Below are 25,979 nucleotides of genomic sequence, written 5' to 3'. Positions count from 1 at the left end.
TCGTCCGGTTCGCGGACTATCGGCTCTACGAGCAGAAGCGGGTAGAGGCCAGCAACGCGATGATGGGCCTGCTGGCGGGCGCCCAGTTGGCGTCGCATCTGCTGCAGTTGACGGAGGGCTCAGAGCGACTCCTGCCTGAAGTGTTCCCTCGGGTGGCGCATATCGGGCGCTTCAATCTGACGACCGAAGAAGCACGATCGATCCTGAACGCGGCGGACACGCACCTGGGCGCAATGAGTGTGCCGTACTCATTGGCGCTGCACGAGGACTATCTGAAGACCTGCCTTGACCTCCTCGCGAGAGGCGGCTGTTGTACGAGTGCTCAGGCCGAGCGGGCCAAGGGTAGATTGGCACTGCAGCACCGAGGGATCGAGGCAGCGACCGGCGGCGCGTTCCAGCTCGACGGGTTGGCCCAGATCGACACGCTGCGGCTGATGCGGAACTGCATGATCCATGACGGCGGACGGGCAAGTTCCGCCTTGGTTTCAACAGTTCAGTCGTGGACATCAACCACAGAGAGTGCCTGGGTCAAGCTCGCCCGCCGCACGTTGCGGAACCTGCGGGTTGGCGATTCGGTGCGGTTCGGGCACGCCGAACTCATCCTCAGTCTGGCGGTGACGAAAGCGCTCGCCCGTCAAGCGAACGTTCTGCTGCAGGGTGCGCTGCCGCGCCCGTTGTGGGCCGACCTGGTGCTGGAAGACCTCCGCCAAACCGATCCCGGCTTCGCAGGTGACGGCATTCAGTTGCTCAGGAAGCTGCGCGGGATGGCGCGGTTCAACTACGGGCCGATCAAACTCGCGGAGACAGATCTGACTGCCGCGATTGCGCGCGAGTGAAAAAGACGCTGGTAAAAGACTCAGGGCCTGCCGTCGGCAGGCCCTGAGTGAGGTAAAAAAGCGGGGCTCTACTTGTTGAGCTACAACCCCCCGAGGGGAGGCCAGGACTTGCACCTGAATCGCCGCGCTTCTGTGGAGTGCCTGGCTGCGAACCAGTAGGACAACATCCCACTCCTGTTACACACCAAAGGTAGCACGGGACCAGTGTCTGGTCAGAGGAGATCGAGGGTGGCTGCTTGGCCTTGGCGGAGGGGAAAGAAGGCCAGGAAGGTGACGCCGTCGGGGCCTGCGTCGAAGCGGATGGGTTCGTCGGCCGGCTCGTAGAACGGGTCGCCCGGTTGGAGGATGACCTCGGGCTCGTCACGCAGCTGGTAGATCGCGGATCCGGATTCGATACTGCCGAAGACGGGACCGTTGTGCGTGTGGGTGCCGACGGCAGCCTCCGGCGCGATGGTGATCCGGCGGGCCTCGACCCGGCGCACGGGCAGATCCTCGGGGAGGACCTCATCGAGGACGACCTGGCGGGTGATCGGCTCAGCTGTCATAGCCGTACTGTACATACTAATTGGTACAGAGTGGATTTCTCAGTACAAGATCGGGTTCAGCGGGGATGAGATCAGGTCGCCCGGTTGGGTGCCGGGCAGCCAGGAGAGGTCGTTGCGCTGGGCGTCGTTGACGGGTTCGGCGATCTCCATCGAGGTGTCGACGTAGATGATCGTCATGACCCGACGCGGTACGGCGGTGGTGTTGGCCGGGGCGTGGTGGAACGTCCAGCCGAGGTGGTAGCTGACCTCGCCGAGCTCGTACGGCTCCGAGACCTCGGGAAACTCCTGCTCCGTCAACGCCTGCTGGAGTACCCGCTCCGACTCGTCGCTGATCGGTAGGTCCCGGCCGTGCTCGAAACCGTGACTACCGGCGGCGAACGACAGCGGTCCCATCTCCATCGGTGTCTCCTGCAACGGCACCCACACCGTCACGCACCGGTCGGTCGCGAACGGCCAGTAGTACTGATCCGCGTGCCACGGCGTCACGCCGCCGCCGGACTCCTTGTAGAGCGCCTGATCGTGGTACAGCCGGACCGACTCCACCCCCAGCAACTGCGCCGCGATCCGCGCCAGCCGCGGCGAGGACACGAACTCCAGCACCCGCTCACTGTGCTCCCACAGATTCGTCACCTGCAGGAACGCCTTGCCGTACGTGTCCCGCTCCTCCAATGGCACGTGCTGAGTGTTCAGCTCGATGACCTTCCCGGTGATCTCCGGCTCGTACGCCGCGATCGTCTCGGGGGTCAGCACGTTCTTCAGCTTCACGAAGCCGTGCTGTTCGAAGTGTGCGAGGTCGGACCGGCTCAGGGCGTAGCCGGCTTCCAGGTCTGTGCCACTCATAGGACACGAGGGTTCACCGAGGATCTATCGTTGTAAAGATTCAGTGATCAAAAATCCTGTCCTGGGGTAAGGCTGAAGTCATGAGCAATCTCCAACCCGGTACGCCGGTCCCGCAGACCGGCACGTATGTGTGTTGCTGGTGCGGTCCGGGCGGGCTCGCGCAGGCGATCGTCGGTCCGACGCTCGTGCTCGAGCCCTCGGTCACGCGGGTGCTGAACGCGCATCTCCGGCTGCCCGGCTCGGATCGGCTGACGGTCTTCGAGCTCACGGAGGGTCAGACCCTGCCGCAGTGCCCGAGCTGTGCCGACGCGACCGGCTGGGATCTCCTCGTCGGCAGCCTCGAGGACCTGCTCCGGAGCCGCGTGCAGGGGCGCGAGCGGATGTTCGCGCGGTTCGACATCCCACGCGAGCCACTCGATCCGCGGGAGACCGAGCTGCGCCGCCTCACCATCACGACGGATCCGGCGACGCCGCCGAACCCAGCACCGGCGACCCAACAGGCCGTTGCCCCCTGTGACGTCTGCGGCGGTGGAGTTGCTTCCTCCGAGGGCTACCTGCTGACGACACCCCAGGTGCTCACCTCCGAGGCGTACTGGCACCACGCCTTCCGCGTCGCGGGGCCGCAGCTCGAACTGCTCCCCGACCGCGCCGATCAGGACCGGTGGTTCGTCGAGCGGCTGCGGACGCGCGAGCACGACCGGACGCCGTGGCTGGTCTGCGACAACTGCACCGAGTACTTCCTGGCCGATTGGCAGGAGGCGCACGAGTACGTCGTCCGCGGGAAGAAGCCGCGGGGGCCGGGCCGGTTCCGGAATCGGTTCGGTATCGGCGACTTCGCGCAGCCGGCCGCGCGGGCGTGGGCGCGCGTCCGCGGCTGGTGGCCGGCGGCGGTGCAGGAGCCGAAGCGCGGTAGCCAGTGCGATCTGTGTGCCAAGCCGGTCTGGGGGAACGAGACCGTCAGCTTCATCCAGGCTGACGTGATCGCCGACTGGAATGCGATCGGCGCGGTGGAGGCCGACCCGGCGAATCCACCGCGCGCGAGCCACGACGTACCGGGGTGGATGGCGTGTCAGCCATGCCTGTTCCAGGCGATGGCCCGGCTACATCACGCCGGTGTAGGTCAGGGCGAAGGTGGCGCACGGTAGGAGGAAGAGCGACGACAGCACGATGATGCCCTTGAAGGACTGTCGCGGGCCGATCAGCTTGCGGTAGGCGACGACCAGGACCGGCACCATCACCACCTCGAGGGCGAGCATGCTGCGCGGGATGATCGTGTCCGTCGCGGCCAGGATCACGGACAACGCCGCGGCCGCGATCCAGGCGCCGTACCCGAGCCTGTACGTCGTTCGCGCGCCGTAGCGGACCGCGATCGTGTGGTACCCGGCGGCGCGGTCGGCCTCCAGATCGGCCAGCGTGGTCGGCAGGTAGAGACCGACGGCGGCGAGTGTCCCCTGCAAGCCCATCAACCACGGAAAGTCGGAGAGATCCGGGTTGATCGCGGCCCAACCGGCCAGCGGGCCGAAGGCACCCAGGGCCAACGCGTTGACCGCGACGTCGAAGCCGGCGCGGGTCTTCAGTCGCACCGGCGGCACGCTGTACGCGTAGCCGAGCAGGACTGCGAGCAGGACGCCGAGTGCGAACACGACGCCGACATGCAGGCTGATGCCGACCGCCGCGACCGCGGCCGCGAAGGCGAGCCGCTTCGCCGCGCGGAGCGTGATCCGCCCGTCCAGCAAGGGTGACTTCGCCTTGCGCGGGTTGAGCCGGTCGCTCGGCAGGTCGTAGGCGTCGTTCACCGCGAGCACCGCCAGCCAGACCAGCGGACCCATCACGACCGCGCCGACGATCAGCCGCGGCCACTCCTCCAACGGAGGGATCAGCTGCCGGGTCGCGAGCAGGATCCCGACGTAGTACGGCACGATCGAGACGACCCAGAACGCCGGCCGCCCGACCGCCAGCACATCACGAACCCGATGCTGCCTCGTCCGGGTTGTTGCCGTAGTGGTGGCCACGAGACCACTCTCCTCCGGCAACCCGGCACCGCACCTCCCCTGGAGGCGTGAGTCCCCTCACTCCTCAGCGTGAATGTGAGCAAGGGAACCGTTCTCGAGCGCGACCCAGACCGATCCGTCCGCGTCGACGGCCAGTCCGTGCGGCTCGGATCCTTCGCCCAGCTCGGTCTGCTGGACGACCGCGCCGGAGGCGTCGAGGCGAGCGAGCGAACCCGAGCCCCACAACGTGATCCAGCACCCACCGTCGGCGGTCGCCACGACGGCATGCGGCTTGGACCCAGCCGGCAGCGGAAACTCCTCGATCTTCCCGTCCGCACCGATCCGGCCCGCCTGATCGGCCTGCAGCTCGACGAACCAGACCGCCTCGGGTCCCGCGCTGATCCCGACCGGGCCGGCGGCCTCGGTGGGCAGCGGGTACGTCGTGACCGCGCCGGCCGTGGTGATCCGGCCGATCGCGTTGCCCTGGTTCAGCGTGAACCACAGCTCGTCGGTCGCAGTGATCATCGCCGGGAACGCACCGGCGATCCCGATCGGGTACGTCGTCACGTCACCATCCGGCGTGATTCGCGCGACCTGGTCGGTGCTCATCAGCGTGCACCACACCGCGCCGTCCGGTCCGACGCAGACGCCGTACGGCGAGCCTGCGATTCCGATCCGCGAAATGTTGCCGGCGGCATCGATCCGGCCGAGGTGGTCGTCGCCGTTCCGGGTGAACCAGACACCGCCGTCGGCCGCGGCCGCGATCACCGTCGGCCGCGATTCCGGCGCATCCAGCTCATACCGCTGGGTGGCATCGCCGTTCAGCCGAAGGACAGCGCCGGCGTGCACGAGCGTCACCCAGACCTCACCCCCGGCAGCAGCAACCCCATAAGGCCCCTCGCCCGAACCCGAGATCTCCACGACCGACACCCGCAACTCCTCACCTCGACAGATCCGAGTACCCATCATCGCCCACGAGGCGGCCAAACTAGGGTGGAACCGAGGCGGAGGAGGACTGGTTGTGACTGGGCGTTTGATGGACGAGGTGGTGTTGGTGACCGGTGCCGCGCGCGGGATCGGGCGGGCGGTGGCGGAGAAGGCAGCCGCTGAAGGTGCGGCGGTCGGGTTGATCGACGTACTGGCTGATCAACTCGCCGCCACGACATCGGCGCTGGCGGAAACCGGTGCGCGCGTAGCGGCCGCGGTCGGCGACATTACCGACGAGGCATCAGTCGCCGCCGCAGTCAGCCAACTGGCGTCCGAACTCGGACCGGCGACGGTCCTGGTCAACAACGCGGGCAAGAACGCGTACGCCGACGCGACCCGGATGACCGTCGCGGAATGGGACGCGGTCTTCGACGTCGACCTGAAAGGCGCCTGGCTGATGGCCCGCCAGGTCCTCCCGGCGATGATCGAGCGCAAGCACGGCGCGATCGTCAACATCGCCTCGATCCACGCCTCCCTCACGACCGCCGGCATGTTCCCCTACGCCGCGGCCAAGTCCGGACTGGTCGGCATGACCCGCTCGCTCGCCCTCGACGTCGGCCCGCACAACATCCGCGTCAACGCCGTCAGCCCCGGCTACATCGCCACCGACCTCCTCGAGGAGTTCTTCACCACCTTCCCCCACGAACGCGACCACGCCCACACAGTCCACCCCCTGGGCCGCATCGGCACCCCCGAAAACGTCGCCGAAGTCGTCTGCTTCCTAGCCTCCCCCGCCGCCGCCTTCGTCACCGGCGCCAACTGGTCCGTAGACGGCGGCCTCGGCATCCGCTACGCGTGACCTACCGGTCTCCACGGGCTGCGCCGAGGAGCTCGACTACTTCGTCCATCCCGTACCGCTCCTGGAGTACCAGGAGGAGGTCGTCGACCAACTCAGGTGGAAACCGGCGTCGAGAAGACATCGTCACCACCGCACGCAGAGCTCGTCGTGGATTGATGGCGACCGTGTCGGCGGCGAAATCGCGGGCGGGGAGGACCTGGATACCCCGGGGCATCTGTTCCGCCGGGAAGTCCTTGAGGTTCTCGGTGATGATCGCTCCCGCCCCACTGGCGTCCCTCGATGCTCCCCGACAAGCCGGTCAGCTTTCGGGTTGGTAGGCGCAGGCTGCGGCTAGGTCGGGGGCTGGGGGTTTGGTGGTGGTGCTGGGCTTGCGGGTCGGCTTGGTGGTGGGTTTGGGGGCGGGGGCAGCGGGTTTGGGGGTGGCGTTGAGGTGTTGCTGGATGAGTTTGCGCATGGCGGCGTAGTTGGGGTTGCGGCCGTTGGGGTAGTTCTTCTGCTTGTCCAGGTCGATGTTGGTGATGGGGGCGTTCTTGATGCGTTGGCCGAGGGTGACGAAGGCGGGGAGGATGGTCTGCGGGATGTCGGTGCGGATCAGGTTCTCGCCGGCCTTGGCCAGGTCCATGTAGTTGGCCAGGACGTTCTGCGGGGTGGCGCGTTCGACGATGGCCTTGACCGTGCAGCGCTGGCGGGCCTGGCGGGCGATGTCGGCGCCCTTGACCTTGTAGCGGCCGCGGGCGAACCAGAGCGCGTCGGTGCCGTTCAGGTGCCGGTCGGGGCCGGGGTCGAGGTAGCGGCTCGCCGGGATCTTCTTGTCGTCGTTGCCGCCGACGGGGACCGGGTAGTTGATGTTCACGGTGATGCCGCCGAGCGCTTCGACGAGTTGGGCGAAGCCGGCCAGGTTCACCTGGACGTAGTAGTGCAGCTTCAGGCCGAGGGCCTCACCGACCGACATCTTCAGTACGTCGGCGCCCGGATTGTCGGACGGGCCGATCAGGTCACGGTGCTCGGCGGGGATGATCCGGTACATCGCGTCGAGGTAGTAGCTGTCCTGCTCCTTCGGCCCGTTGGGATCCCAGTAGCCGGTCGGGAACCGGTCGTGCAGCTTGGTCCCCTCCGGGAACGGCATCCGCATCCAGTTCCGGGTCAGCGAGATCAGCGAGGTCTTGCCGGTCCGGGTGTCGATGGTCGCGACCATCACCGAGTCGGTCCGGGTGCCGTCGCGGCCCTCGCCGTCGTCGGCGCCGAGCAGCAGGATGTTCAGCCGCGGGATCTGGGCCCACGGGTCCTTGGCGTTGGCGATCTTCGGCCGGGTCTGGCTCTTGGACGAGCCGCTGGGGAACACCTTCTGCACGAGGTCCCGCTGCGCCATCAGCGTCTGCGCGCCGAGCGCCGTACTCGAGGCCATCCCGAAGCAGACCAGGCCGATCACCGCGGAGCCGGCCAGCCGCGCGCCCGGCCGGACGGTCAGCGGCCGGAGCATCTTGTACGACGTGACCAGGACCGCGACCCAATAGAGCGCGATGACGCCCAGCCCGACCACCATCCAGAGCAGAATGTCCGGGTTCAGCGCCCAGGTGAGCACGTCGTCCCGACGAGCGAGCGCCAGGTACGCCGCCCCGCCGTACAGGCTGAGGCTGAGCAGGGTGACGGCGGTCCCCAACCGCCGCCGCCCTGCCGCCAGGTAGCTGACGCCCGGCAGGAGTACCCCCACGATCGCCAGCGCCAGCGCCCCGCCCCCGGAGTGCTCCCGCTGCTTCGCTCGCCGCGCACGGCGTGCCCCGGACCCAGATCTACTGCTCGAGGACATGAGCTCCACTCATCAACCCGGCGACATGGCAGGTGGGCGCGGCCCCGATCCGCGTCCAGCCCCTTTGAATCCCTGACCCCGCAAAAAGTTCGGGCGGGTGCCCAAACCCAACCTGTTCCGGTGCGAGGGCCAGTCGTCGTGGCCGGTTCCTGCCGTTCACGGGGGAGGGCTCACCAGGTGGCTGCGGGCATGCCTACGCCTTCCCGTTGGTAGACAGCCACCACGGAGTTCCGGGTGCGGCTCGGAGCGCATTGGTCGCGCAGTGGACCTCGCCGCCGGCCAGATGGGACCAGAAGAAGTTCTGGACCCAGTGCACGCGGACTCCGTTGCGGGCAAGAGCACGCTCGGTTGCCTGCCGGAAGACGTCCCGGCCGTTCACCTTCGGACCGTGCGGATCCGGCGCGGCGAACTCGCGATCGGTGAGCGACAGGCCGTTGGTGAGGCCCGGCGTCTGGAACTTCAGCAGGCCGTAGCCGGGGACGCGGTTGAAGAAGACCGGCAGCCGGACGAGTTCGTCGGCGCGGAGACCGGTGGCCTTGAGCAGGATCGCCAGCTGGTCGTCGATGTGCTGTGCGGCCGCTTCGTTGTCGGCCAGCGCGGCGTCGGCGAGCAGCGAGTCGACGGTGGGTTTCGTCTTGGCGTTGGTGTCGGCGAAGAGCCGCTGGCTGCCACCGCCGCTTCGCTGGACGTCGCGCAGCAGCTTCGCCGCGAGCCGCGGATCGGCGACCGCCAGCGTCCAGCCGCGGGCGTTGTCCGCCCGGACGACGTGCGTCGTCTCGTCGGCGTGCCCGACCATCAGCCACGAGGTGTCGATGACAACCGGCGGTTGATAGCCCTGGCCGGTGACCATCTTCAGGTACGCCGAATCGGGCTTCCGCGCGCCCGCGCCGTACAGGACGCGGCCCTGTGGATAACCGGGGTACGGCGGGAGGGCCTCGAGGTTGCCGCCCATGTTCAGCAGGTCGTCGAGGCTCGGGGACGCCTTGGCGGCGAGCTCCTGGACGACGCCGACATCAGGGCCGCGCAGGTCGCGGAAGATCAGTCGCCCGGCGGGACGTGGGGTCGAGACACCATTGATGTCCCAGACATTGCCGGACCGCATCAGAATCCGCATCGTGTGTGGGCCGCCGACGGCCGGCATGCTCGCGGTGGCCGGTTCGAACGTGTCCTGCAACCACATGTCCTTCCAGCCGTTCGGCGTACCGGTGACGAACTTCAGCCGCGCACCGGTCGAGCTGGTCGCCGCGCGCAGCGTCCGGGCGAACGGCTGCCACTCACCCGGCACACCATCCGGGTACGGCGCCTCGCCGCCCGGCCAGCCTGGTCCGTCGTTCGGGCGGCCGGCGAGGACGGTCTGAGCCGGCTGCAGGTCGTTCTGCAGCATCAACGGCGCAACACGCAGCTGTACGACGTCGCTGCTGGTGCGACCGTGGTCACTGACGCTCACAGTGACCGTGATCCGGCCGTCCCAGCGAGCCGGGTCGCGGACGATGTCGCGTCCTTCCAGACCGAGCCGTACGCCGCGACGCAGTTGAGCCGCGGTCAGCGTGCCGACCGGAGCACCGTCCGCGAAGACGCGCGCCTTGTCGGCCGGGCTGACGGTCACGGTGCCGGTCGCCGTACCGGAAAGGTTGCGCAGGGCATCGATCTTGAGCGGTGCCAGGTCGGCGGCGTCCCGTGGTCCGTTGATCCGGTCGTCGGCCGCGTCGTTGCAGGCGGCGAGCTTGTCGTCGACCGTGCGGCCGACGGCCTCCAGGTCGTCCGGAGTGACGTGGCAGCGGCGTTCGTCGTCGTCGAGATTCGGCAGGAAGATCGCGCCGCGGGCGTCGGTCCAGGTGTCCCGGCCGGCGTCGTCGGCGGTCGTGAGCAGGCCGTCGCGGTTGACGTCGGCGGTCAGGTGGGCAGTTGGTGGTGCGGCCCCCCTGGTCCCGAATGCGCTGTCAGTAAGCATTGGGGTTCCGGCGGTGAGCAGGGTCGCGACGGCGAGGCCGGCGGTCCAGCGTCTCATCGGAGCTTCTCCTTTGTGATACGGGCGTACTTTTTCCAAGCCGAAACTAGCACGGTCGTATCAGAAAAAGGGAGATGGAGAAACGATCTCCACCCACAGGGGGAGAAGGGCCTCCGCGAAGCGGCCGAGAAGGGATTGTGCCCTTGGAGGCAAGAGGAGGTGAGTGGACGCCCGCCAGGGTGTCGTGAGGAGAGGGACTCGATGCGCCGCTGGACCGCTGTCAGGATCGTCGGACTCGCCGCCGTGGCGGTGGTCGGCGCCGGAGTGCTCTACCAGCTGCCGGCCAGCCCGTTCGACCGCGGCGGCAAGCCCGAGCAGCCGGTGGTCGCGGCCGAGACGCCCGCCGCGCCGACGCCGAAGGGCGACCCCGGTGACCAGCCGGCCGACCCGCCGGCCGAGAACGATCAGTCGTCGAAGACCCCGGATCGCCCGGCCGCGGCGATCACCTATCCCCAACGCGGCACGGTCAACTTCACCGTGCTCCCCGCTGACCCGGAGCACCGCGTGATCGGTCGCGCCGGCCGCCTGCTCACCTTCCAGATCGCGATCGAGGGTGGCATCAAGGGCATCGACCAGACCGAGCTGGCCGAGTTCGTGCGAACGACGTACGGGGCTCCGCAGGGCTGGACCGCGGGCGGCAAGTGGCGGTTCAAGCAGGTCGGTCCGGGGGAGCAGGCCGACTTCCGGCTGATGTTCGTCACGCCCGAGACCCGCGACACGTACTGCGGCTTCGCACCGGACCGCTACACGAGCTGCCGGATCGGCGACCGGGTCGTGCTCAACATCGCGCGCTGGGTGCACGGCGTCCCGAACTACGGCGCCTCACTGACGGCCTACCGGCAGTACATGGTCAACCACGAGACCGGACACCGCCTCGGCAACGCACACCAGCTCTGCCCCGGCGCCGGACAGCCGGCGCCGGTCATGCAGCAGCAGACCCTCGGACTCCATGGCTGTACGGCGTACGCGTGGCCCTACCGGGATGGATCGCTCTACCGAGGTCAGCTCGGCAAGTACAACGACTCCATCCCCACCTCTTAGTTCTGCAGAAAGACCTGCGGCAACGCTTGGCTCGGGCCCGAGCTGGCTGAGGCTCCCTCGAGACCGTCCGCGACGGTGTGCAGCAGGCGGACCAGGTGTGCAGCGTCGTCCGGGCCGAGGATGCCCGTGACGACATCGAGGACGCGGACGGTCAGGCCGTCCAGCTGGGACAGGCGGGCCTGACCCAGCGCGGTCACCACAACCTGCCGGCCGGTCCGGACCATGCCGAGGGTGGCCAGGTCGGAGATGGCCAGCTCGGCCTCGGCCGTCGTCGTACCGATCTGCTCGGCGACGCCCTCGGCGGTGCTGCGCCCGTTCGCTATCGCGCTCAGCACGAGAGCGGCCGGCATCTTCAGGCCGACCGCGTCCTGCAGGCCGAGGATGAGCGGGTGTGCGTGCCCGCGCACTCGCTCGACGGCGTCGAGCAACCGCAGCGCGTCACCGGCGTTCCCGATCAGGTGCTCGGTCTGCACGGCGGCGAAAGCCGTCGACTGGACCGGCACAGGCGATCCCACGACCCCGTCCGCCGCCGCCTGAACTGAACGGGCTGGCCGCAGCGCTAAGGCCTGGGTTTCCTCGTCTTCGATGGTCACAAGATCCAGCGTACGGAGTCCTTCCGACAGCTCGGCGTGTCGTTCCTGAGGAAACGCTATGAATCGACCGGGGTGGTGGGGCGGGGAAGGAATCAAATACTGCACCCCGGGTGATCTAGCCTCCGGCCATGCAGCTGAGTGGGAAACGAGCACTGGTCATCGGTGGCGGCGGCGCCGGAATCGGGCGCGCGGTCACCAACGCGTTCGGTGCCGAGGGAGCCGCGGTGGTGGTCGCCGATCTCGACCCGGCCCGGGCGGCCGAGGCTGCCGACGAAGTGCGAGCAGCCGGCGGTACGGCGTACCCGCTGAGCGGTGACGTGCGCTCGCTCACCGACGTCGAGGCGATGGTCACCGGCGCGGTCGAGAGCCTCGGCGGACTCGACATCCTGGTCACGGTCGTCGGCGGGCAGGTCGCGTTCGTCCCCGCGGTGAAGCTGCACGAGATGGCCGACGCGGACTGGGACACCATCTACGAGGTCAACCTCCGGTACGTCGCCCGCGCCGTCCGGGCCGCTCTGCGGGTCTTCCTCGACCAGGGCGCGGGTGGCTCGATCGTCAGCGTCGGTTCGGTGACCGGATTCATGGCCGCGCCCGAACAGGCGGCGTACGGCGTGATGAAGGCCGGCATCCTCAGCCTCGCCCGGACTGTTGCCGCCGAATATGCGGGGAATGGCATCCGGATGAATGTCGCCGCGGCGGGCGCGATCGCCACCGCGGTGAACACGGCTCCGACCGGTGAATGGGTCGACGAGATTCCACTCGGTCGCTACGGCCGCTCCGAAGAAGTCGCGGCAGCCGTGGTCCACCTCGCCTCGGATGCTTCGGCGTACACGACCGGGCAGCAGTTGGTTCTGGACGGCGGAGTCTCCGTCCGCGGGCCGTTCGGGTGAAATTCGGAACAGTCGAAAATATGCTCGAACAATGCGAGTCCGGCCGGTCCGAAAAAGTTTGCCCGTAGTCGGAGAAATCGAGATCGGCGCGTGACCTCCGGCTCTGATGCTCCGTTGCATCTGATGTGACGGTGAACACCTACGGCGCATCGTCACCGCGCTCGCCCGCGAATCCAGGCCGTCACCGCGACAATTTGCCAGGAGGACCAGTGACAACCGCCACCGCCACCCAGACCATCGAGCGCCGTCGCGTGCGGGTCTGGTTCGGTGAGCATGTGATCGCCGACTACAACGCCGAGCCGGCGTTGGCCGAGCGGTACGCCCACGCCATGAGCCGCCGCTTCGCCGGACTCCGGGTCACCAACGACCCGATGCCCGCCGTCGACCGGCTCCCCGACCCCCTGCCCGGCGAGCGCATGTGGGACGTAGCACCCCGCTGAACGGTGTCCTACTGAAGAAAAGCATCCGAAGCCTTTTCGTCTCCGTTTCTCACCAGACAACCCACCCGGACGACGGTCGGCCGAGAACCTCACCTCGACCACAAAAGGCATCGGTACGGCGGCAAGTGAGCGTTGGCGTTCTGCTCCTCACTTGCCGCCGCATTTTCTCTCACCAAACAATGCGCCTGACCAACTGAAGACCTTTCACGTCCGCATCGGCCTCCCCAGACCGATGCGGACTTTTGCGTTCAGGCTTGTGGAAATTTCCCGCCGCGACGGGGTCGCAGGTGCGTCGAATGGTTCACCGCAGCAACACCCGCAGGACATCCGGGACGGCGATGATCCGGCGGATTTCCCTTTGTCAGGAGGAAGCACGATGGGGCACTCGCACGGTCACGGTCACGGTCATGGGCACGGACATGGTCACGGGCACGACCACTCGCACGACCACGACCATCACCACCCGAACACCGAACTGGACGCGTCCACGCTGGCCGCGCTCGACGAGTCGGTGCCGGACAGCGACCTGTCCCCGACCGAGGTGACCCGGCGCGGGCTGCTCCGTTCGGCCGGCATCCTCGGCGGTACGGCGGCGCTCGCGGTCACGGGAGCCCAGTTCGCCGCGGCCAGTGCGCCCAAGGACGGCTGGATCTTCAAGCACGGCAACCGCCCGAACGTCTGGCTGGCCGGTGATCACCACATCCACACCCAGTTCAGCTCCGACGGCATGTACCGGGTGATCGACCAGGCCCGGCACGCGGCGGCGTACGGGCTCGACTGGCTCGTCATCACCGACCACGGCGGCGCGACCCACGCCCGGATCGGCGTCGACCTGGTGAACCCGCAGATCAAGGCCGCGCGCTCCGAGCTGCGCGACACCCTGATCTTCCAGGGGCTGGAGTGGAACATCCCGGCGGCCGAGCACGGCACGGTCTTCGTCGCCCCGGGCAGCCGTGAGGTCGAGGTACTCAAGCAGTTCGAGAACGGCTACGACGGCAGCGTCAAGAACGCCGGTGCGAACACCCCGGCCAACGAGGCCCTCGCGGTCTCCGGCATCCAGTGGCTCGGCCAGCAGGTCGACAAGCGCCGGGTCGCGGACGCGCTCTTCCTGGCCAACCACCCGGCCCGCAACGGCATCGACAGCCCGCACGAGATCCGGAACTGGCGGGACGCCGACCCCCGGATCGCGGTCGGCTTCGAGGGCGCACCCGGTCACCAGGCCGGCGGCCTCCCGAAGGGGATCGGCACCGGCGGGGCCCGCGGGATCTACGGCAACTCCCCGAACGCGAACTCGTTCCCGGCCTACCCGGCCGAGAGCTACCGCACCTGGGGTGGTTTCGACTGGATGACCGCGACCGTCGGCGGCCTGTGGGACAGCCTGCTCGCCGAGGGCAAGCCGTGGTGGATCAGCGCGAACTCCGACTCCCACAACAACTGGAACGAGACGGCCCGCCGCCCGGACGGCTCCAGCCAGGAGCAGTTCGACCGCGACGGCCGCTACCTGGACCCGGTCTACGGCAACCAGGTGCTCACCACGAACAGCGACTTCTGGCCTGGCTTCTACAGCCGCACGCACGTCGGCGCCGACCGTCGCGACTACCTGTCGGTGATGGAGGGCCTGCGCAACGGCCGGGTCTGGGTCGACCACGGCATGCTCGTGAAGGGCGTTGAGGTCGAGGTCCGCGAGGTCGGCAAACGGTACGGCGAACCGCTTGGTGGCGCGCTCGTCGTGCGGAAGGGTCGGCCGGTCGAGCTTGTCGTCCGGATCACCACTCAGACGATGCCGAACTGGGCGAACTTCGTTCCCGCCCTCAACCGCGTCGATGTCATCCAGGGCGCGGTGACCGGTCACGTCAGCGACCGCGACACCTTCGCGGCGCCGAAGACCAAGGTCGTCCGGCAGTGGGACACCTCCAGCAAGCGCGGCACCTTCGAGCTGGTGTATCCGCTCGGGCGAGTGGAGGAGGCGACGTACCTGCGCGTCCGGGGCACTGACGGTCACCGCAGCCAGCCTGGGTACCACGGCGCGGCCGTCGACCCGGCCGGACCGGCGCTCGACGTGGTCGGCGACGCGGACCCGTGGGTGGACCTGTGGTTCTACACGAACCCGGTCTGGGTGCTGCCGAAGTGATCGTCGCTGTCGACGTGGACAGCAAGGACACGGCGGCGGCCGACCACTTGCTGTACGAACTGCTCGAGGCTGTGGACCAGCCGGTCGTTGCCTGCACCCACATGGTGTCAGGCGGCGACCGCCCGCATGTGGCGGTGTCGCTGGCAGGTGCCGCCGACCTCGCCGAACCGATCCGCGCAGCAGTCGCGGATCGGGGTGCGGGCCTAGCGATCACCCGGCCCGGTGCTTCCCAGCCGGAGCTCGCCGGACCGAGCCAACTCGTCCGCGGCGCCTATGTGGCCGCGGTCGAGGCAGCCCTCGGTACGGCGGGCCGCGTCGTACGGTGGCCCGGACACGAGCGTGCCCGCGGGGTGCTGCCTGCCGGCGAGCTGCGCAGTCGCTGCGGAATCGACCACCTGGAAGGCATCGGGGGGCTGCCGATCACCGATGACGCGTTGGTCGACACGCTCGACTTCCTCCGGCCGGTACGGCGCGAAGGTCAGCTCGTCCTGCAGTTACAGCCGGCGGCCGGCAACCTGCTGATCCCGTTCGAACTCCAGCACCAGCAGAAGTGTTGCGCCGATCACTGATCCCAGTCGTGGCCGGCGAGCACCTCGGGGAGTTCGCCGATCACGCCGAGCCGTTGGGTGCACCGGGTCAGCGCGACGTACAGATCACGCAGGCCGCGCGGGGACTCGATCACGATGCCGTCCGGGTCGACGACCAGGACGGAGTCGAACTCGAGTCCCTTCGCCTCGCGGGCGGTCAGCACGGTGACACCGCTGAGCCCGTCCACGGCTTCCTGGATCAGCTCGAGCCGACTGCGTGACGTGATCACGCCGACCTCGCCGTACTGGGTCTCCTCGGACGCCAACTTGTAGACGTACAAGGCCTGCTCGGCCGGCGGGATGTCCGCGTGCCACGGCGGGACGCCGGTCTCGCGGACCGAGCGCGGTGGTTTGGCTGTTGGGTCGACCTCGTGCAGTACGGCGTTCGCGAGCTCCATCACCTCGGCCGGGGTGCGGTAGTTCAAGGTGAGCTCAGCCAGCCGCCAGCGGTCGCCGAATGTTTCGCCGAGCGCGGACGACCAGCTCGTGCCGCCGCCGATCGCGCTGGTCTGGGCGACATCGCCGACCACCGTCATCGAGCGCAGCGGACACCGGCGGGCGATCGCTCGCCACGCCATCGGGGTGAGCTCCTGCGCCTCGTCGACGATCACGTGTCCGTAGGTCCAACGCCGGTCGGCGCCGGCCCGCTCGGCCAACGTGCGGTCGTCCTCGGCCTCGTAGCGCTCGGCCAGCATCTGCGCGTCGAGGATGTCCTTCGCGGTCAGCATCTCGGACGCGTCGTCGTCGTCGAAGTCGGTCGACCCCGAACCGGACAGCAGGTCCAAAGCGCCTTGTGCATAAGCGACTGCGCGCGCCCGGGCGGCTCGTTCCCGCGCCGCCTCGGTCCCGTCGTCGCCGAGAAGCTCGGCCGCTTCGTCCAGCAGCGGTACGTCGGACGGGCTCCAGTCGGCGCCGTACCGGAGGAGGTGTTCGCGGTCGAGTTCGCTGAGTTGTGGTGCTGCCTGGGCGAGTCGCTCCTCGTCGCCGTACAGCTCCTCGAGGAGTTGTTGCGGGCTGAGCTGCGGCCACAGCTGGTCGAACAAGGCCTGCATCTTCGGCTCGGCCAGGATCTCGTTGCGCAGCTCGGTGAGGTCGTAGTCGTCGAGCAGATTCTCGCCGTCGAGGGGGTCCGTGCCGATCAGGTCCGAGTACTGCGCGGTCAGGCCGTCGACGAGCTCGTTGAGGAAGAACGGCCGCGCCTGGTTGTGGGTGAGGCTGCGGCGGCGGACGCGGTCGCGCGTCGTCCGGGCGAACTCAGGGTCGAGAGTGAGCGTGGTCCGGTCGACGAGGACCTCGATCGGCGCGTCCGGGATCCACTGGCGGTCGGCGACCGCCTTCTCGATCACCGCGGCCATCACCGTGCGGCCCTTCACCTCGGCGCTCTCCGGCGCTTCGGGGCGGGTCGCGGTCAGGCCCGGGTACAGCTCGGCGATCGTGACGAGCCGGACGCCGTCCTCACCGAGCGAGGGAAGCACCTGGCCGATGAACTTGAGGAATGCCGCATTCGGTCCGACGACCAGAATTCCGCGCTTTTCCAGTTGTTCACGGTGCGTGTACAGAAGATAGGCCGCGCGGTGCAGCGCGATCGCGGTCTTGCCGGTCCCCGGACCGCCTTGGACGACGAGGATTCCGGGCAGCTCGGAGCGGATGATCCGGTCCTGGTCGGCCTGGATCGTCTGCACGATCGACTCCATCCGGCCGGTCCGGCGCGCGTCCAGCGCCTTCAGCAGCACGGCCTCGCCGATCACACCGGTCCCGGGCTTGGACGGATCCGCCGCCTCCCGGTCGAGATCGAGCTGTTCGTCCTGGACGTCGACGACCCGACGCAGCCGCGTCTGGATGTGACGCCGCCGTACGACGCCTTGGTTCGCGACCGCGGTCGCGATGTAGAACGGGCGGGCGGCCGGAGCCCGCCAATCGATCAGCAACGGCTCGTAGTCGGCGTCGTGCAGGCCGAGCCGGCCGATGTGCAGGACGTCACCGTCGGCCGCATCGAGCCGCCCGAAGCACAGCCCTTCCTCGGCGCCGTTCAGCCGGGACAGCCGGACGTTCAGGTCGCGGATCCGCCCGTCGCGCTGGTTCAGCGCCTGCGCGTTCCGCGTGCTGACCAGCAGTTCTTCCCCCGTACGCCGTTCGGTCCGCTCCCGCTCGGAGTCGAGGGCGGCGTAGAACGTGTCGAGGTGCGCTTGCTCGGCATCGACCGGATTCGGCAATTCAAACCCCTTGTGATAAAATGCGTCTTTGTTGGCTCCCGAATGCATTTCTCGGTGGAAGCCACAAATCCTTGAGTTTATCTGCTGCCGGGGATTTCCTAAAGTGGTTCAGGTGGTCAGTAGTGGGGGTTTTCCGCTGAAGCTCTGGATCGCGAACGCGGTAGCCGCTCTGCTCTTGGCCGTGGCTGCGATCGGTCAGCCGATCGTGGCGTCGTCGCCGAGTTGCGGGCCCTCCTGTGATCCGCATGGTTTCGCGGTGATCATCAGCGCCATCCCGGCCCTCGTCACCACTCTGATCGCTCTTGGCGCGCTGGCGTCACTCGTGGCCCGTCGCCGCGGCGGTCACTGGATGGCGCTGGTCGCCGTGGTCCCGTGCACCTTCGAGTTCCTGCTGCTGCGCTCACTCATGCCGACCGCTCTGGACGTGGTGATCGGGGTCGTGCTGGTCGCGACAGTCGTCCTGGCGATCGTGGGACTGCGGCAGGCTCCGGCCAGGCCGCCGTACCCGATGGCTTGACCTCAAGTCGTATTGAGGTATTAGCGTCACCGGACGTGACTGTCCATCCGCTCCGCCTCGCCGTGCTCACCCGACATCTTGAGCCCGGCCGCTTCGGCACCACGGTCACGCACTGGTTCGAGCGTGAGGCCGAGCGGCACGACGAGTTCAAACCCGATCTGATCGACCTCAGCCGGATCGCCCTGAGCGAGCTGCCGGCCCGGATCGCCGAAGCCGACGCGATCGCGATCGTCACGGCCGAGTACAACCACGCCTACCCAGGTGACTTGAAGACCGCGATCGACGCCGTCCGCCACCCGTGGTTCGGCAAGCCCGTCGCCTTCGTCGTCTACGGCGGTCGCTCCCGCGGCCTCCGCGCCGCCGAACAACTCCGCCTCGTCTTCGGCGAACTCCACGCCGTCCCCATCCGCGACACCCTCGCCTTCCACGAAACCGACTTCACCCCCGCCGGCCACCCCGCAGACCCCACCACCGACCCCGCCGCCCAAGCCCTCCTCACCCAACTCGCCTGGTGGTCCCGCCCCCTCCGCGAAGCGAGAGCCACCACCCCCTACCCCGCCTAACCCCGCCCTCGCCCCACGTCGCGCCCAAAGAGCCGCCCCCCGTTCCCGAGCAAGCCGCGTGCTCCTTGTGCGCTCCGCGCATCTTTGGGAACCCACCAACCACTTTTCTGCCGCCCAAGTGACTGGTGGGTGCACAAAGATGGATCCGACGCACAAAGAGAAGGCGACCCACCTTTGGGCGCGAGGGGGACTTTGGGGCGAGGGGGTCTTGGGGGGAGGGGTGGAATATGTGGTGAGGGGGAGCGGTTGGGGTGGTGGTGAGCAGCGAAGCTATGCCTTTGTCCGTGCTGGACCTTTCGCCGGTGCCTTCGGGGACCAAGCCCTCGCAGGCGTTGCACGAGACGCTGGAGCTGGCGCGGGTGGCCGAGGCCGCCGGCTACCACCGGTACTGGCTGGCTGAGCATCACAACATCCCGAGCGTCGCGAGCTCGAGTCCCGAGGTGATGATCGCGGCGGTCGCCGCGGTCACGTCGACGATCCGGGTCGGCGCCGGCGGGATCATGCTGCCGAACCACTCGCCGCTCAAGGTCGCCGAGACGTTCCGCGTGCTGGCCGGGCTGTATCCGGACCGCATCGACCTCGGGCTCGGCCGTGCGCCCGGCACCGACCAGCGCACCGCACTCGCACTCCGCCGCAGCCGCGAGGCACTCGGCGCCGACGACTTCACCGAGCAGTACGCCGAATTGCGTGCGTACGCCGAAGGCTTCCCGGCCGGGCACCCGTTCGAACCGATCACGGCGCAGCCGTCCGACGTACCGTTGCCGCCGGTCTACATCCTCGGATCCAGCACGTACGGCGGTCAGGCGGCCGCCGCTCTCGGGACCGGATTCGCCTATGCCGGTCACTTCGGCACGCTCGATCCGGCCGGCGTGATCTCGTCGTACAAGACGAACTTCAAGTTGTTCGAGCACGAGACCGAGCCGTACGCGATCCTCGCGCTGGCCGCGATCGTCGGCGAGACCGAGGAACGCGCCCACCAGCTCGCCGAGGCGAACGCGCTGTCCATGCTGCGCCTGCGCTCCGGACGCCCCGGCCCCCTTCCGTCACCCGAAGAGGCCGCCGCCTACCCGTGGAGCGAAGGCGAACGCGCCGCCGTCGAGGAGTGGGCCGGCCTGGTCACCGTCGGCAAGCCCGACCAGGTAGCCGCCGAGCTCCTCCAGCGAGCCAACAAAGCCGGCGCCGACGAACTCATCGTCACCACCCACATCCACAACCCCGCCGAACGCCAACGCAGCATCCAGCTCCTCGCGAAATCCTGGGGCCTGACCCCCCGCTGACCCCACCCCTGGTCAACCGCCATGAGATGGCCTGCGCCGGGGCCGAGAGCGCACGGGCGGGTGTCAGGCGGGGGTGGCGCGGACGTGTTCGAAGATGAGGCTGGTTTCGGCGTGGGCCACGGCGGCGTCGGCGGTCAGGTGGTCGAGGACGAACTCGCGGAGGGCGTCCGGTGAGGCGGCCGACACGTGCAGGAGGTAGTCGTTCGCACCGCTGACGTGGAAGAGCGAGAGCACACCCGGTAGCGCCGGGACCTTGGCGCGGAAGCGGTCGATCTCGTCGCGCGAGTGCGTACTGATCCGGATCGCGATCAGCGCTTGCAGCGGCTGACCCAGCGCGCCCAGATCCACGTCGGCGTGGAAGCCGCGGATGACCCCGCGTTCGCGGAGCGACCGGACGCGGGTCAGGCAGGTCGACGGCGCGATCCCGGTCGCCTCGGCGAGGGCGTTGTTCGGCATCCGTCCGTCGACGGTGAGTAGCCGGACCAGCTCACGGTCCACCTCGTCCAGGCCGCCCGGACTGACACCCGGCACCGCCCGAGGGGCCGGGCCGGGGCTCCGGCGATCCTTCGGCATGGCACCACTGTAGAGCGCTCCAACAGAATCCACAGCGTGTGGACATCCCTGTGGACGAATTTTCTTCGGAACTATTGCGCCTCAACCGCAGAAGATTCCATCCTCAAGACCGCCAGTGCCTGTGGATAACTCTTGGGAGGCGTCATGCAGCTCGACACCCGCTCGGTGCACGCCGGTCGCGACGACCTGACCGCCCTCGGGGTGCACGTCCCGCCGATCGACCTGTCCACCACCTATCCGCTGCCCGATGTCGGCACCGGCGGCGCGTCGTACGACGCTCTCGCGCAGGGGAAGGGCCCGGACGGCGGCAGCCTCGTCTACCAGCGGCTGTGGAACCCGACCGTCGCCCGGTTCGAGGACGCGCTCGCGGAGCTCGAGCAGACCGACGGCTCGGTTGCCTTCGGCTCCGGCATGGCTGCGCTGACCGCGTGCCTGCTTGCCACGGTCGCCGCCGGCCGTCCGCACGTGATCGCCGTTCGGCCCATCTACGGCGGCAGCGACCACCTGTTATCCACAGGCCTCCTGGGGACAACTGTCAGCTGGGTCCGGCCGACCGAGATCGCCGCGGCGGTTCGCGCCGACACCGGCCTGGTCATCCTCGAGACCCCGGCCAACCCGACGGTCGAGCTCGTGGACATCGCCGCGGCGGTCCGGCAGGCGGGCGACGTACCGGTGCTGGTGGACAGCACCTTCGCGACTCCGGTGTTGCAGCAACCGGCTCGGCACGGGGCGAGCCTGGTGTTGCACTCGGCAACGAAGTACCTGGGTGGTCATGGCGACGTCATGGGCGGCGTCGTCGCGGCCGACCGGGACTGGGTCGGCCGGCTCCGGCAGATCCGCGCGGTAACAGGTGGCCTGCTGCACCCGTTGGCGGCGTACGAACTGCACAGGGGACTGCAGACGCTGCCGGTGCGAGTTCGGGCGCAGCAGGCCACTGCCGCCAAGGTCGCCGACTGGCTCTGCGCCCAGCCGGCCGTCGAACAGGTCTACTACCCCGGTCTCCACGACCCCCTCGAGCTCGTCGGCCGCCAGCAGTCCGGACCAGGCGCCGTACTGGCGTTCACCGTGGCCGGCGGCTACGAAGCGGCCGCCGCGGTCGCGGGCAACCTGAAACTCATCACCCACGCGGTCTCACTGGGCGGCGTGGACACCCTCATCCAGCACCCCGCTGCCCTCACCCACCGGCTCGTCGACCCGACCGCGAAGCCGTCCGACGCGCTCCTCCGCGTCTCGCTCGGCCTCGAGGACCCGGAAGACCTCACCGCGGATCTCCTCCAAGCTCTCAAGCAGGTACGGCGACAGGACGCGTAAGCACCTGGTCCACGATCCCGTACTCCCGGGCAGCCTCCGGAGTGAACCAGCGGTCGCGGTCGAAGTCCGTGACGATCCGCTCCAGGGGCTGACCGGTCCGCTCGGCGATCAGCTCGGCCAGGTCCGCGCGGGCCTTGATCGCCTGCTCGGCCTGCACCTTGATGTCGCTCGCCGTCCCGCCCATCCCGCCGGTCGGCTGGTGCATCATGATCCGCGCGTGCGGCAGCGCGAACCGCTTCCCCGCCGTACCGCAGGCCAGCAGCACCTGCCCCATCGAGGCCACCAGGCCCATCCCGTACGTCGCGACGTCGTTGCCGATGAAGTTCATCGTGTCGTAGATCGCCAGCCCGGCCGAGACCGATCCGCCGGGGGAGTTGATGTAGAGCGAGATGTCCGCCCGCGAGTCCTCGGCGTTCAGCAGCAGCAGCTGGGCGCACAGGGCATTGGCGTTCTGGTCCGTGATCTCGTCGCCGAGGACGAGGATGCGCTGCCACATCAGACGTTCGCAGACATTTTTGTCGAGGTTGTTCGGTAGCTCACTCATGGTGTCCACAGTGCCGCCGGGCCACCCGTTCAGGCCCGGGAATCTGCCCGTGGCAGATCTGCCCACCGCAGAGCCCCGGCGGATGGCACACTCGGTACAGGACATCGGAGCCGAGGAGGGCCACACGTGTTGCTACGCGAGGTGATCGGGAACGTCTTCCGCCGGTTGCGGAACGAGCGGGGCATCACCCTGCGCGAGCTGGCCGAGCGGGCGCAGGTGTCGGTGCCGTACCTGTCCGAGATCGAGCGTGGCCGCAAGGAGCCGTCCTCGGAGATCCTGGCCGCGATCTGCCGGGCCCTCGAGCTCGAGCTGACCGACCTGCTGAACGAGGTCCAGTTCGACCTCGCCACCGCGGTCCGGGCCACGATGCCGATCCGGCTGCAGACGGCCTCGCTCCGGACGACCTCGATCCAGGTCACGCAGTCCGCGCCGCGCGCGATGGGCTCGTCGCGGGGTTCCTACTCCGGTACGGCGCAAGTCTTCGACCTGGTCGCTTAGTTGGCCGACTGGTACGAGAACCCTCCCGCCCGGGAGTGGCGGACGACGCCTGCCCCGGCAGAGGTGCTCGCGTTCCATCAGAGCCTGCCGGCGTACCGGCCGACTCCGCTGACGTCGGTCCCGGCGCTGGCCGCGGAGCTCGGGATCGGGCAGGTGCTGGTCAAGGACGAGTCGCAACGGCTCGGACTACCGGCGTTCAAGGCGCTCGGTGCGTGGTGGGCGATCCATCGCGCGCTGCAGGAGTGGTCCGGCCCGGCTGAGCTCGTCACGGCAACCGACGGGAACCACGGCCGGGCGGTTGCCCGTCGGGCCGCGATGCTGGGGTTGCGGGCGCAGGTGTTCGTGTCGGACATGGTCCCCGAGGCGGCGATCGCGGCGATCCGCGACGAGGGTGCGACGGTGAGCGTCCTGGCGGGTTCGTACGACGATGCGGTGGCCGAGGCGGCGGCGTACGCGGGGGATCAGCGACTGCTGATTCAGGACTCGGCCTGGCCGGGGTACGAGGTGGTGCCGCAGCTGATCGTGGACGGGTACTCGACGCTGTTCCGCGAGATCACCGCCGAGCCCGACCTGGTCGTCGTACCGATGGGGGTCGGATCGGTCGCGCAGGCAGCCGTCACGCACTTCCGCAGCGAGGCAGCCGCACCGATGATGCTCGGCGTCGAGCCGTCAGCCGCCGCCTGCGTCACCACCAGCCTGCTGGCGGGCGAGCTGCTGAGCATCCCGACCTCGAAGACCGTGATGGCCGGCCTCAACTGCGGTACCCCGTCAACCCTTGCCTGGCCGATCCTCCGCGCCGGCCTCGACCACGCGATCACCGTCGACGACGAAGCAGCCCTCCAAGCCTCCGCCGACCTAGCCACAGCAGGCATCTCCTCCGGCCCCAGCGGCGCCGCTACCCTAGCCGCCCTCCGAGCAGCCCACCCGCGCCTACCGCTGAGCGCCGACAGCACAGTCCTCCTGATCAGCACCGAAGCCGCCCTATAAATCAGGTTCGCTCTCTGCTCGTTGCGCCTAGGGTCGGTCGCATGAACTACGTGAAGCGTCGTGCTCCTGAGAAGGCTGGGTCGATTGCGGCCGAGCTGCAGATGGCTGCGTCCGAGGTGCGGTTCTACCGCGAGATCGCACCGGAGATCGGCGTACGGGTGCCTGCTTGTTATCGCGCCGAGCTGAATGACGAGGGCTCGCTGCTCGAGCTCGAGGATCTCTCCGCCTGGCGGCCGGGGGCCGATCCCGTGGCGGCGGCCACGCTGCTTCGGTCGATGCACGATCGGTGGGTCGACCGCGCGCACGTGCGCTGGCCGTGGTTGCGTCCGATCGGTGCCGGTGACGAGCTGGTCGCCCGCCTGTACGACGCGACCTGGCCAAAGCTGGCCGCTCGGTCGTTGTCGGCGCCGGTACGGGAGTTCGGTGCGCGGTTGGTCGGCAAGGTGCAGCAGGTTGAGGCGCAACTGCTCACCGCCGGCCCGCTGACCCTCGTGCATGGAGATGCGTCCGGACAGAACCTGCGGACCGCCCCGGATGGCGAGATCGCCTTGCTGGACTGGGAAGACGTGTCGGCCGCGCCCGGCGTACTCGACCTGACCTGGCACTTGGTCTCCTCGGTGCCGCCTGCGCAGTGGCCGGAAGCGATGGCCGCGTATGGGCCGAGCGACGGTCTGTTGGCGACACTGCCGTCGAGCCTGGTGCAGGGGTATTTCAGCATGGCCGACTGGCCGGAAGGATCCGAGCAGGCCGAGGGTTTCGAGGCGCGGCTCGCGGCCGGGGTGGCGATGCTGTGATCGAGTTTCAGGTGCGATTCGCGGTCGACGATCGAGTGTTGTCGGAGCTGCATGCGGTCGCGTTCGAGAGTCCATTCGAGATCCAGCCTTGGGCGGAGCGGCTGGAGCGGTGGGCGCTGACCTGGGTCGGTGCCTTTAGCAACGATCGGCTGGTCGGATTCGTGCAGGTGTGCTGGGACGGTGGCGCGCACGCGTTCCTGCTCGACACCGCGGTGCATCCGGAGTTCGGGCGGCAGGGGATCGGCGCCCGGCTGGTCGCAGCTGCGGCGTCGGCGACTCGCGATGCCGGGTGCGAGTGGTTGCACGTGGACTTCGAGCCGCACCTGGCCGGGTTCTACCTCGAGTCGTGTGGCTTCCGGCCTACTGACGCGGGGCTGCTGAAACTGCGGTGAGGCGTTCGGTCGAGATGCACGAGGTGAGGCAGCGTTCCTTGGCATCACCGAGCAGATCGGCGGTCCAGCTGGTGAAGCCGCCGTCGCCCATCTCCGCATCCGTCGTTCCGACGCCGAGCGCCGTACCGGTGTAGTAGGTCGCGCTCTTCGTGCGGGCGGTGTCCTCGCGGAGGGTCGTGTTGAGCGCCGGGCGGACCGTGTCCTCGATGCGTTCGGTGAGCGCCGAGGGTGTGAACGTGGTGAACGTCAGGTCGGCGGTGTCGCCGAGCACATCGGCCCAGAAGTTCAGGTGGTCGATCAGCAGCTCGGCCTCGGTACGACCCGAACCCGTGTCGCGGGCGCTCGACACCAGCACGAACAGCTGGAAATGCGCCGCCATCCCCGGTCCACCGAACGGCTGCGCCCGCACCACCCGCTGACACGCGGCCAGATCGACCCGCGCCTGCCCGGCACGTCGCCGTACGACGGCCTCGATCGCCAGCTCGTTGGTCGGGTCGCTGGCGACCTCGGTCCCCCGGATCGTGCTCAGTACCTGGTGCTGGTTGATCGTCGCCACCGCCGAACACGTCCCCAACGGAGTCACCGGCGACAACTCCACCCCGGCGAACCGCTCAGGCAGCAACCCCCACAACCGCGCCTGCGTCCGCACCAGCTCGCGCGGATCAGCAGCAGACGGCTGCACGAACCGATCCTCCCGCCACCGCTGCATCAACCGCGCCGGCGTCACCTTCGCCGCCCGCTCGCGGCTCACATCCAGCAACACCGACTGCAACTCAGAAGCACTCAGCCCCGCCGTCAACCCCTCCCGGCTCCCC

The 25,979-nt window shown here is 68.7% G+C and carries 28 protein-coding genes; 16 read left to right on the top strand and 12 right to left on the bottom strand.

Annotation, left to right across the window (positions count from 1 at the left end; translation table 11 throughout):
* Nucleotides 1–62: 62 nt before the first annotated feature.
* Entirely contained in the window at nt 63–836 is a 774-nt protein-coding gene (locus OG474_RS15525; RefSeq protein WP_405062994.1) for a hypothetical protein, read from the top strand.
* Between the two features lie 212 nt (nt 837–1,048).
* On the opposite strand, the gene OG474_RS15520 is transcribed toward OG474_RS15525, so the two are convergent.
* Both OG474_RS15520 and OG474_RS15515 read right to left on the bottom strand, forming a co-directional pair.
* A complete protein-coding gene (locus tag OG474_RS15520; protein WP_405062993.1) occupies nt 1,049–1,381 on the bottom strand; it encodes a cupin domain-containing protein in 333 nt (110 codons plus the stop codon).
* A 39-nt stretch (nt 1,382–1,420) separates the two neighbouring features.
* Nucleotides 1,421–2,221 carry a phytanoyl-CoA dioxygenase family protein gene (locus OG474_RS15515; protein ID WP_405062992.1) on the bottom strand — a complete coding sequence of 267 codons (801 nt, stop codon included), beginning with the start codon at nt 2,219–2,221 and terminating at the stop codon, nt 1,421–1,423.
* Between the two features lie 80 nt (nt 2,222–2,301).
* On the opposite strand from OG474_RS15515, the gene OG474_RS15510 reads away from it, so the two are divergent.
* Nucleotides 2,302–3,366 carry a hypothetical protein gene (locus tag OG474_RS15510; protein WP_405062991.1) on the top strand — a complete coding sequence of 355 codons (1,065 nt, stop codon included), beginning with the start codon at nt 2,302–2,304 and terminating at the stop codon, nt 3,364–3,366.
* Here the strand turns inward: OG474_RS15510 and OG474_RS15505 are convergent.
* Together OG474_RS15505 and OG474_RS15500 are read right to left on the bottom strand one after the other, a co-directional pair.
* Nucleotides 3,322–4,233 carry a UbiA prenyltransferase family protein gene (locus tag OG474_RS15505; RefSeq protein ID WP_405062990.1) on the bottom strand — a complete coding sequence of 304 codons (912 nt, stop codon included), beginning with the start codon at nt 4,231–4,233 and terminating at the stop codon, nt 3,322–3,324. The two genes, OG474_RS15510 and OG474_RS15505, sit on opposite strands and share 45 nt — an antisense overlap.
* Before the next feature lie 57 nt (nt 4,234–4,290).
* Nucleotides 4,291–5,142 (bottom strand): virginiamycin B lyase, encoded by an 852-nt coding sequence (locus OG474_RS15500; protein ID WP_405062989.1) that lies wholly within the window; start codon nt 5,140–5,142, stop codon nt 4,291–4,293.
* Between the two features lie 91 nt (nt 5,143–5,233).
* On the opposite strand from OG474_RS15500, the gene OG474_RS15495 reads away from it, so the two are divergent.
* Nucleotides 5,234–5,998 carry an SDR family NAD(P)-dependent oxidoreductase gene (locus OG474_RS15495; RefSeq protein WP_405062988.1) on the top strand — a complete coding sequence of 255 codons (765 nt, stop codon included), beginning with the start codon at nt 5,234–5,236 and terminating at the stop codon, nt 5,996–5,998.
* Nucleotide 5,999: 1 nt separating this feature from the next.
* On the opposite strand, the gene OG474_RS15490 is transcribed toward OG474_RS15495, so the two are convergent.
* The 3 genes from OG474_RS15490 to OG474_RS15480 all read right to left on the bottom strand — a co-directional run bounded on the left by OG474_RS15490 (nt 6,000) and on the right by OG474_RS15480 (nt 9,813).
* Nucleotides 6,000–6,212: a hypothetical protein gene (locus tag OG474_RS15490; protein WP_405062987.1), complete on the bottom strand. Its 213-nt coding sequence runs from the start codon at nt 6,210–6,212 to the stop codon at nt 6,000–6,002.
* A gap of 84 nt (nt 6,213–6,296) precedes the next feature.
* Complete coding sequence (locus OG474_RS15485) at nt 6,297–7,709, bottom strand: LCP family protein (RefSeq protein ID WP_405062986.1); 1,413 nt, start codon at nt 7,707–7,709, stop codon at nt 6,297–6,299.
* A 289-nt stretch (nt 7,710–7,998) separates the two neighbouring features.
* Nucleotides 7,999–9,813, bottom strand: a complete 1,815-nt coding sequence (locus tag OG474_RS15480) for a protein-arginine deiminase family protein (RefSeq protein ID WP_405062985.1) — start codon at nt 9,811–9,813, stop codon at nt 7,999–8,001.
* A 201-nt stretch (nt 9,814–10,014) separates the two neighbouring features.
* Between OG474_RS15480 and OG474_RS15475 the strand changes: the two genes are divergently transcribed.
* Nucleotides 10,015–10,854 carry a DUF3152 domain-containing protein gene (locus OG474_RS15475; RefSeq protein WP_405062984.1) on the top strand — a complete coding sequence of 280 codons (840 nt, stop codon included), beginning with the start codon at nt 10,015–10,017 and terminating at the stop codon, nt 10,852–10,854.
* Here the strand turns inward: OG474_RS15475 and OG474_RS15470 are convergent.
* On the bottom strand, nt 10,851–11,369 hold the full coding sequence (locus tag OG474_RS15470; protein ID WP_405062983.1) for a MarR family transcriptional regulator: 519 nt from the start codon (nt 11,367–11,369) through the stop codon (nt 10,851–10,853). The two genes, OG474_RS15475 and OG474_RS15470, sit on opposite strands and share 4 nt — an antisense overlap.
* A gap of 206 nt (nt 11,370–11,575) precedes the next feature.
* Between OG474_RS15470 and OG474_RS15465 the strand changes: the two genes are divergently transcribed.
* The 4 genes from OG474_RS15465 to OG474_RS15450 all read left to right on the top strand — a co-directional run bounded on the left by OG474_RS15465 (nt 11,576) and on the right by OG474_RS15450 (nt 15,477).
* Nucleotides 11,576–12,337: an SDR family NAD(P)-dependent oxidoreductase gene (locus tag OG474_RS15465; protein WP_405062982.1), complete on the top strand. Its 762-nt coding sequence runs from the start codon at nt 11,576–11,578 to the stop codon at nt 12,335–12,337.
* Between the two features lie 209 nt (nt 12,338–12,546).
* Nucleotides 12,547–12,777 carry a hypothetical protein gene (locus OG474_RS15460; RefSeq protein ID WP_132413983.1) on the top strand — a complete coding sequence of 77 codons (231 nt, stop codon included), beginning with the start codon at nt 12,547–12,549 and terminating at the stop codon, nt 12,775–12,777.
* A gap of 376 nt (nt 12,778–13,153) precedes the next feature.
* Nucleotides 13,154–14,908 carry a PHP domain-containing protein gene (locus tag OG474_RS15455; RefSeq protein ID WP_405062981.1) on the top strand — a complete coding sequence of 585 codons (1,755 nt, stop codon included), beginning with the start codon at nt 13,154–13,156 and terminating at the stop codon, nt 14,906–14,908.
* Nucleotides 14,869–15,477 (top strand): hypothetical protein, encoded by a 609-nt coding sequence (locus OG474_RS15450; protein WP_405062980.1) that lies wholly within the window; start codon nt 14,869–14,871, stop codon nt 15,475–15,477. The genes OG474_RS15455 and OG474_RS15450 overlap by 40 nt, the downstream gene beginning before the upstream one ends.
* Here OG474_RS15450 and OG474_RS15445 read toward each other — a convergent pair.
* A complete protein-coding gene (locus OG474_RS15445) occupies nt 15,471–17,708 on the bottom strand; it encodes a HelD family protein (protein WP_405062979.1) in 2,238 nt (745 codons plus the stop codon). The genes OG474_RS15450 and OG474_RS15445 overlap by 7 nt on opposite strands.
* A 112-nt stretch (nt 17,709–17,820) precedes the next feature.
* Here OG474_RS15445 and OG474_RS15440 point away from each other — a divergent pair, with 112 nt between their 5' ends.
* The 3 genes from OG474_RS15440 (at nt 17,821) to OG474_RS15430 (ending at nt 20,065) form a co-directional block, all read left to right on the top strand.
* The gene (locus tag OG474_RS15440; RefSeq protein ID WP_405062978.1) at nt 17,821–18,225 is read left to right on the top strand and encodes a hypothetical protein; all 405 of its coding nucleotides are present in this window, start codon (nt 17,821–17,823) and stop codon (nt 18,223–18,225) included.
* A gap of 35 nt (nt 18,226–18,260) precedes the next feature.
* On the top strand, nt 18,261–18,788 hold the full coding sequence (locus OG474_RS15435) for an NADPH-dependent FMN reductase (protein WP_405062977.1): 528 nt from the start codon (nt 18,261–18,263) through the stop codon (nt 18,786–18,788).
* Nucleotides 18,789–19,060: 272 nt separating this feature from the next.
* Nucleotides 19,061–20,065, top strand: coding sequence for an LLM class flavin-dependent oxidoreductase (locus OG474_RS15430; RefSeq protein ID WP_405062976.1), 1,005 nt, complete (start codon nt 19,061–19,063; stop codon nt 20,063–20,065).
* 63 nt (nt 20,066–20,128) lie between these two features.
* On the opposite strand, the gene OG474_RS15425 is transcribed toward OG474_RS15430, so the two are convergent.
* A complete protein-coding gene (locus OG474_RS15425; protein WP_405062975.1) occupies nt 20,129–20,638 on the bottom strand; it encodes an Lrp/AsnC family transcriptional regulator in 510 nt (169 codons plus the stop codon).
* A gap of 144 nt (nt 20,639–20,782) precedes the next feature.
* On the opposite strand from OG474_RS15425, the gene OG474_RS15420 reads away from it, so the two are divergent.
* Nucleotides 20,783–21,949: a trans-sulfuration enzyme family protein gene (locus OG474_RS15420; RefSeq protein ID WP_405062974.1), complete on the top strand. Its 1,167-nt coding sequence runs from the start codon at nt 20,783–20,785 to the stop codon at nt 21,947–21,949.
* Here the strand turns inward: OG474_RS15420 and OG474_RS15415 are convergent.
* The gene (locus tag OG474_RS15415; RefSeq protein WP_405062973.1) at nt 21,921–22,493 is read right to left on the bottom strand and encodes a ClpP family protease; all 573 of its coding nucleotides are present in this window, start codon (nt 22,491–22,493) and stop codon (nt 21,921–21,923) included. The genes OG474_RS15420 and OG474_RS15415 overlap by 29 nt on opposite strands.
* Nucleotides 22,494–22,619: 126 nt before the next feature.
* Here OG474_RS15415 and OG474_RS15410 point away from each other — a divergent pair, with 126 nt between their 5' ends.
* Genes OG474_RS15410 through OG474_RS15395 form a run of 4 tightly spaced genes read left to right on the top strand, consistent with a single transcriptional unit; the run spans nt 22,620 to nt 25,164 of the window.
* Entirely contained in the window at nt 22,620–22,991 is a 372-nt protein-coding gene (locus tag OG474_RS15410; protein ID WP_405062972.1) for a helix-turn-helix domain-containing protein, read from the top strand.
* Complete coding sequence (locus OG474_RS15405) at nt 22,992–23,978, top strand: pyridoxal-phosphate dependent enzyme (protein ID WP_405062971.1); 987 nt, start codon at nt 22,992–22,994, stop codon at nt 23,976–23,978.
* Between the two features lie 41 nt (nt 23,979–24,019).
* Complete coding sequence (locus OG474_RS15400) at nt 24,020–24,772, top strand: phosphotransferase family protein (RefSeq protein WP_405062970.1); 753 nt, start codon at nt 24,020–24,022, stop codon at nt 24,770–24,772.
* Entirely contained in the window at nt 24,769–25,164 is a 396-nt protein-coding gene (locus tag OG474_RS15395; RefSeq protein ID WP_405062969.1) for a GNAT family N-acetyltransferase, read from the top strand. The genes OG474_RS15400 and OG474_RS15395 overlap by 4 nt, the downstream gene beginning before the upstream one ends.
* Here the strand turns inward: OG474_RS15395 and OG474_RS15390 are convergent.
* Nucleotides 25,133–25,927, bottom strand: a complete 795-nt coding sequence (locus OG474_RS15390) for a hypothetical protein (RefSeq protein WP_405062968.1) — start codon at nt 25,925–25,927, stop codon at nt 25,133–25,135. The two genes, OG474_RS15395 and OG474_RS15390, sit on opposite strands and share 32 nt — an antisense overlap.
* Nucleotides 25,928–25,979 lie beyond the last annotated feature (52 nt).

The organism is Kribbella sp. NBC_01505 (genome assembly GCF_045040285.1).
Taxonomy (GTDB): Bacteria; Actinomycetota; Actinomycetes; order Propionibacteriales; family Kribbellaceae; genus Kribbella.
This window is presented reverse-complemented; position numbering and strand designations above follow the sequence as displayed.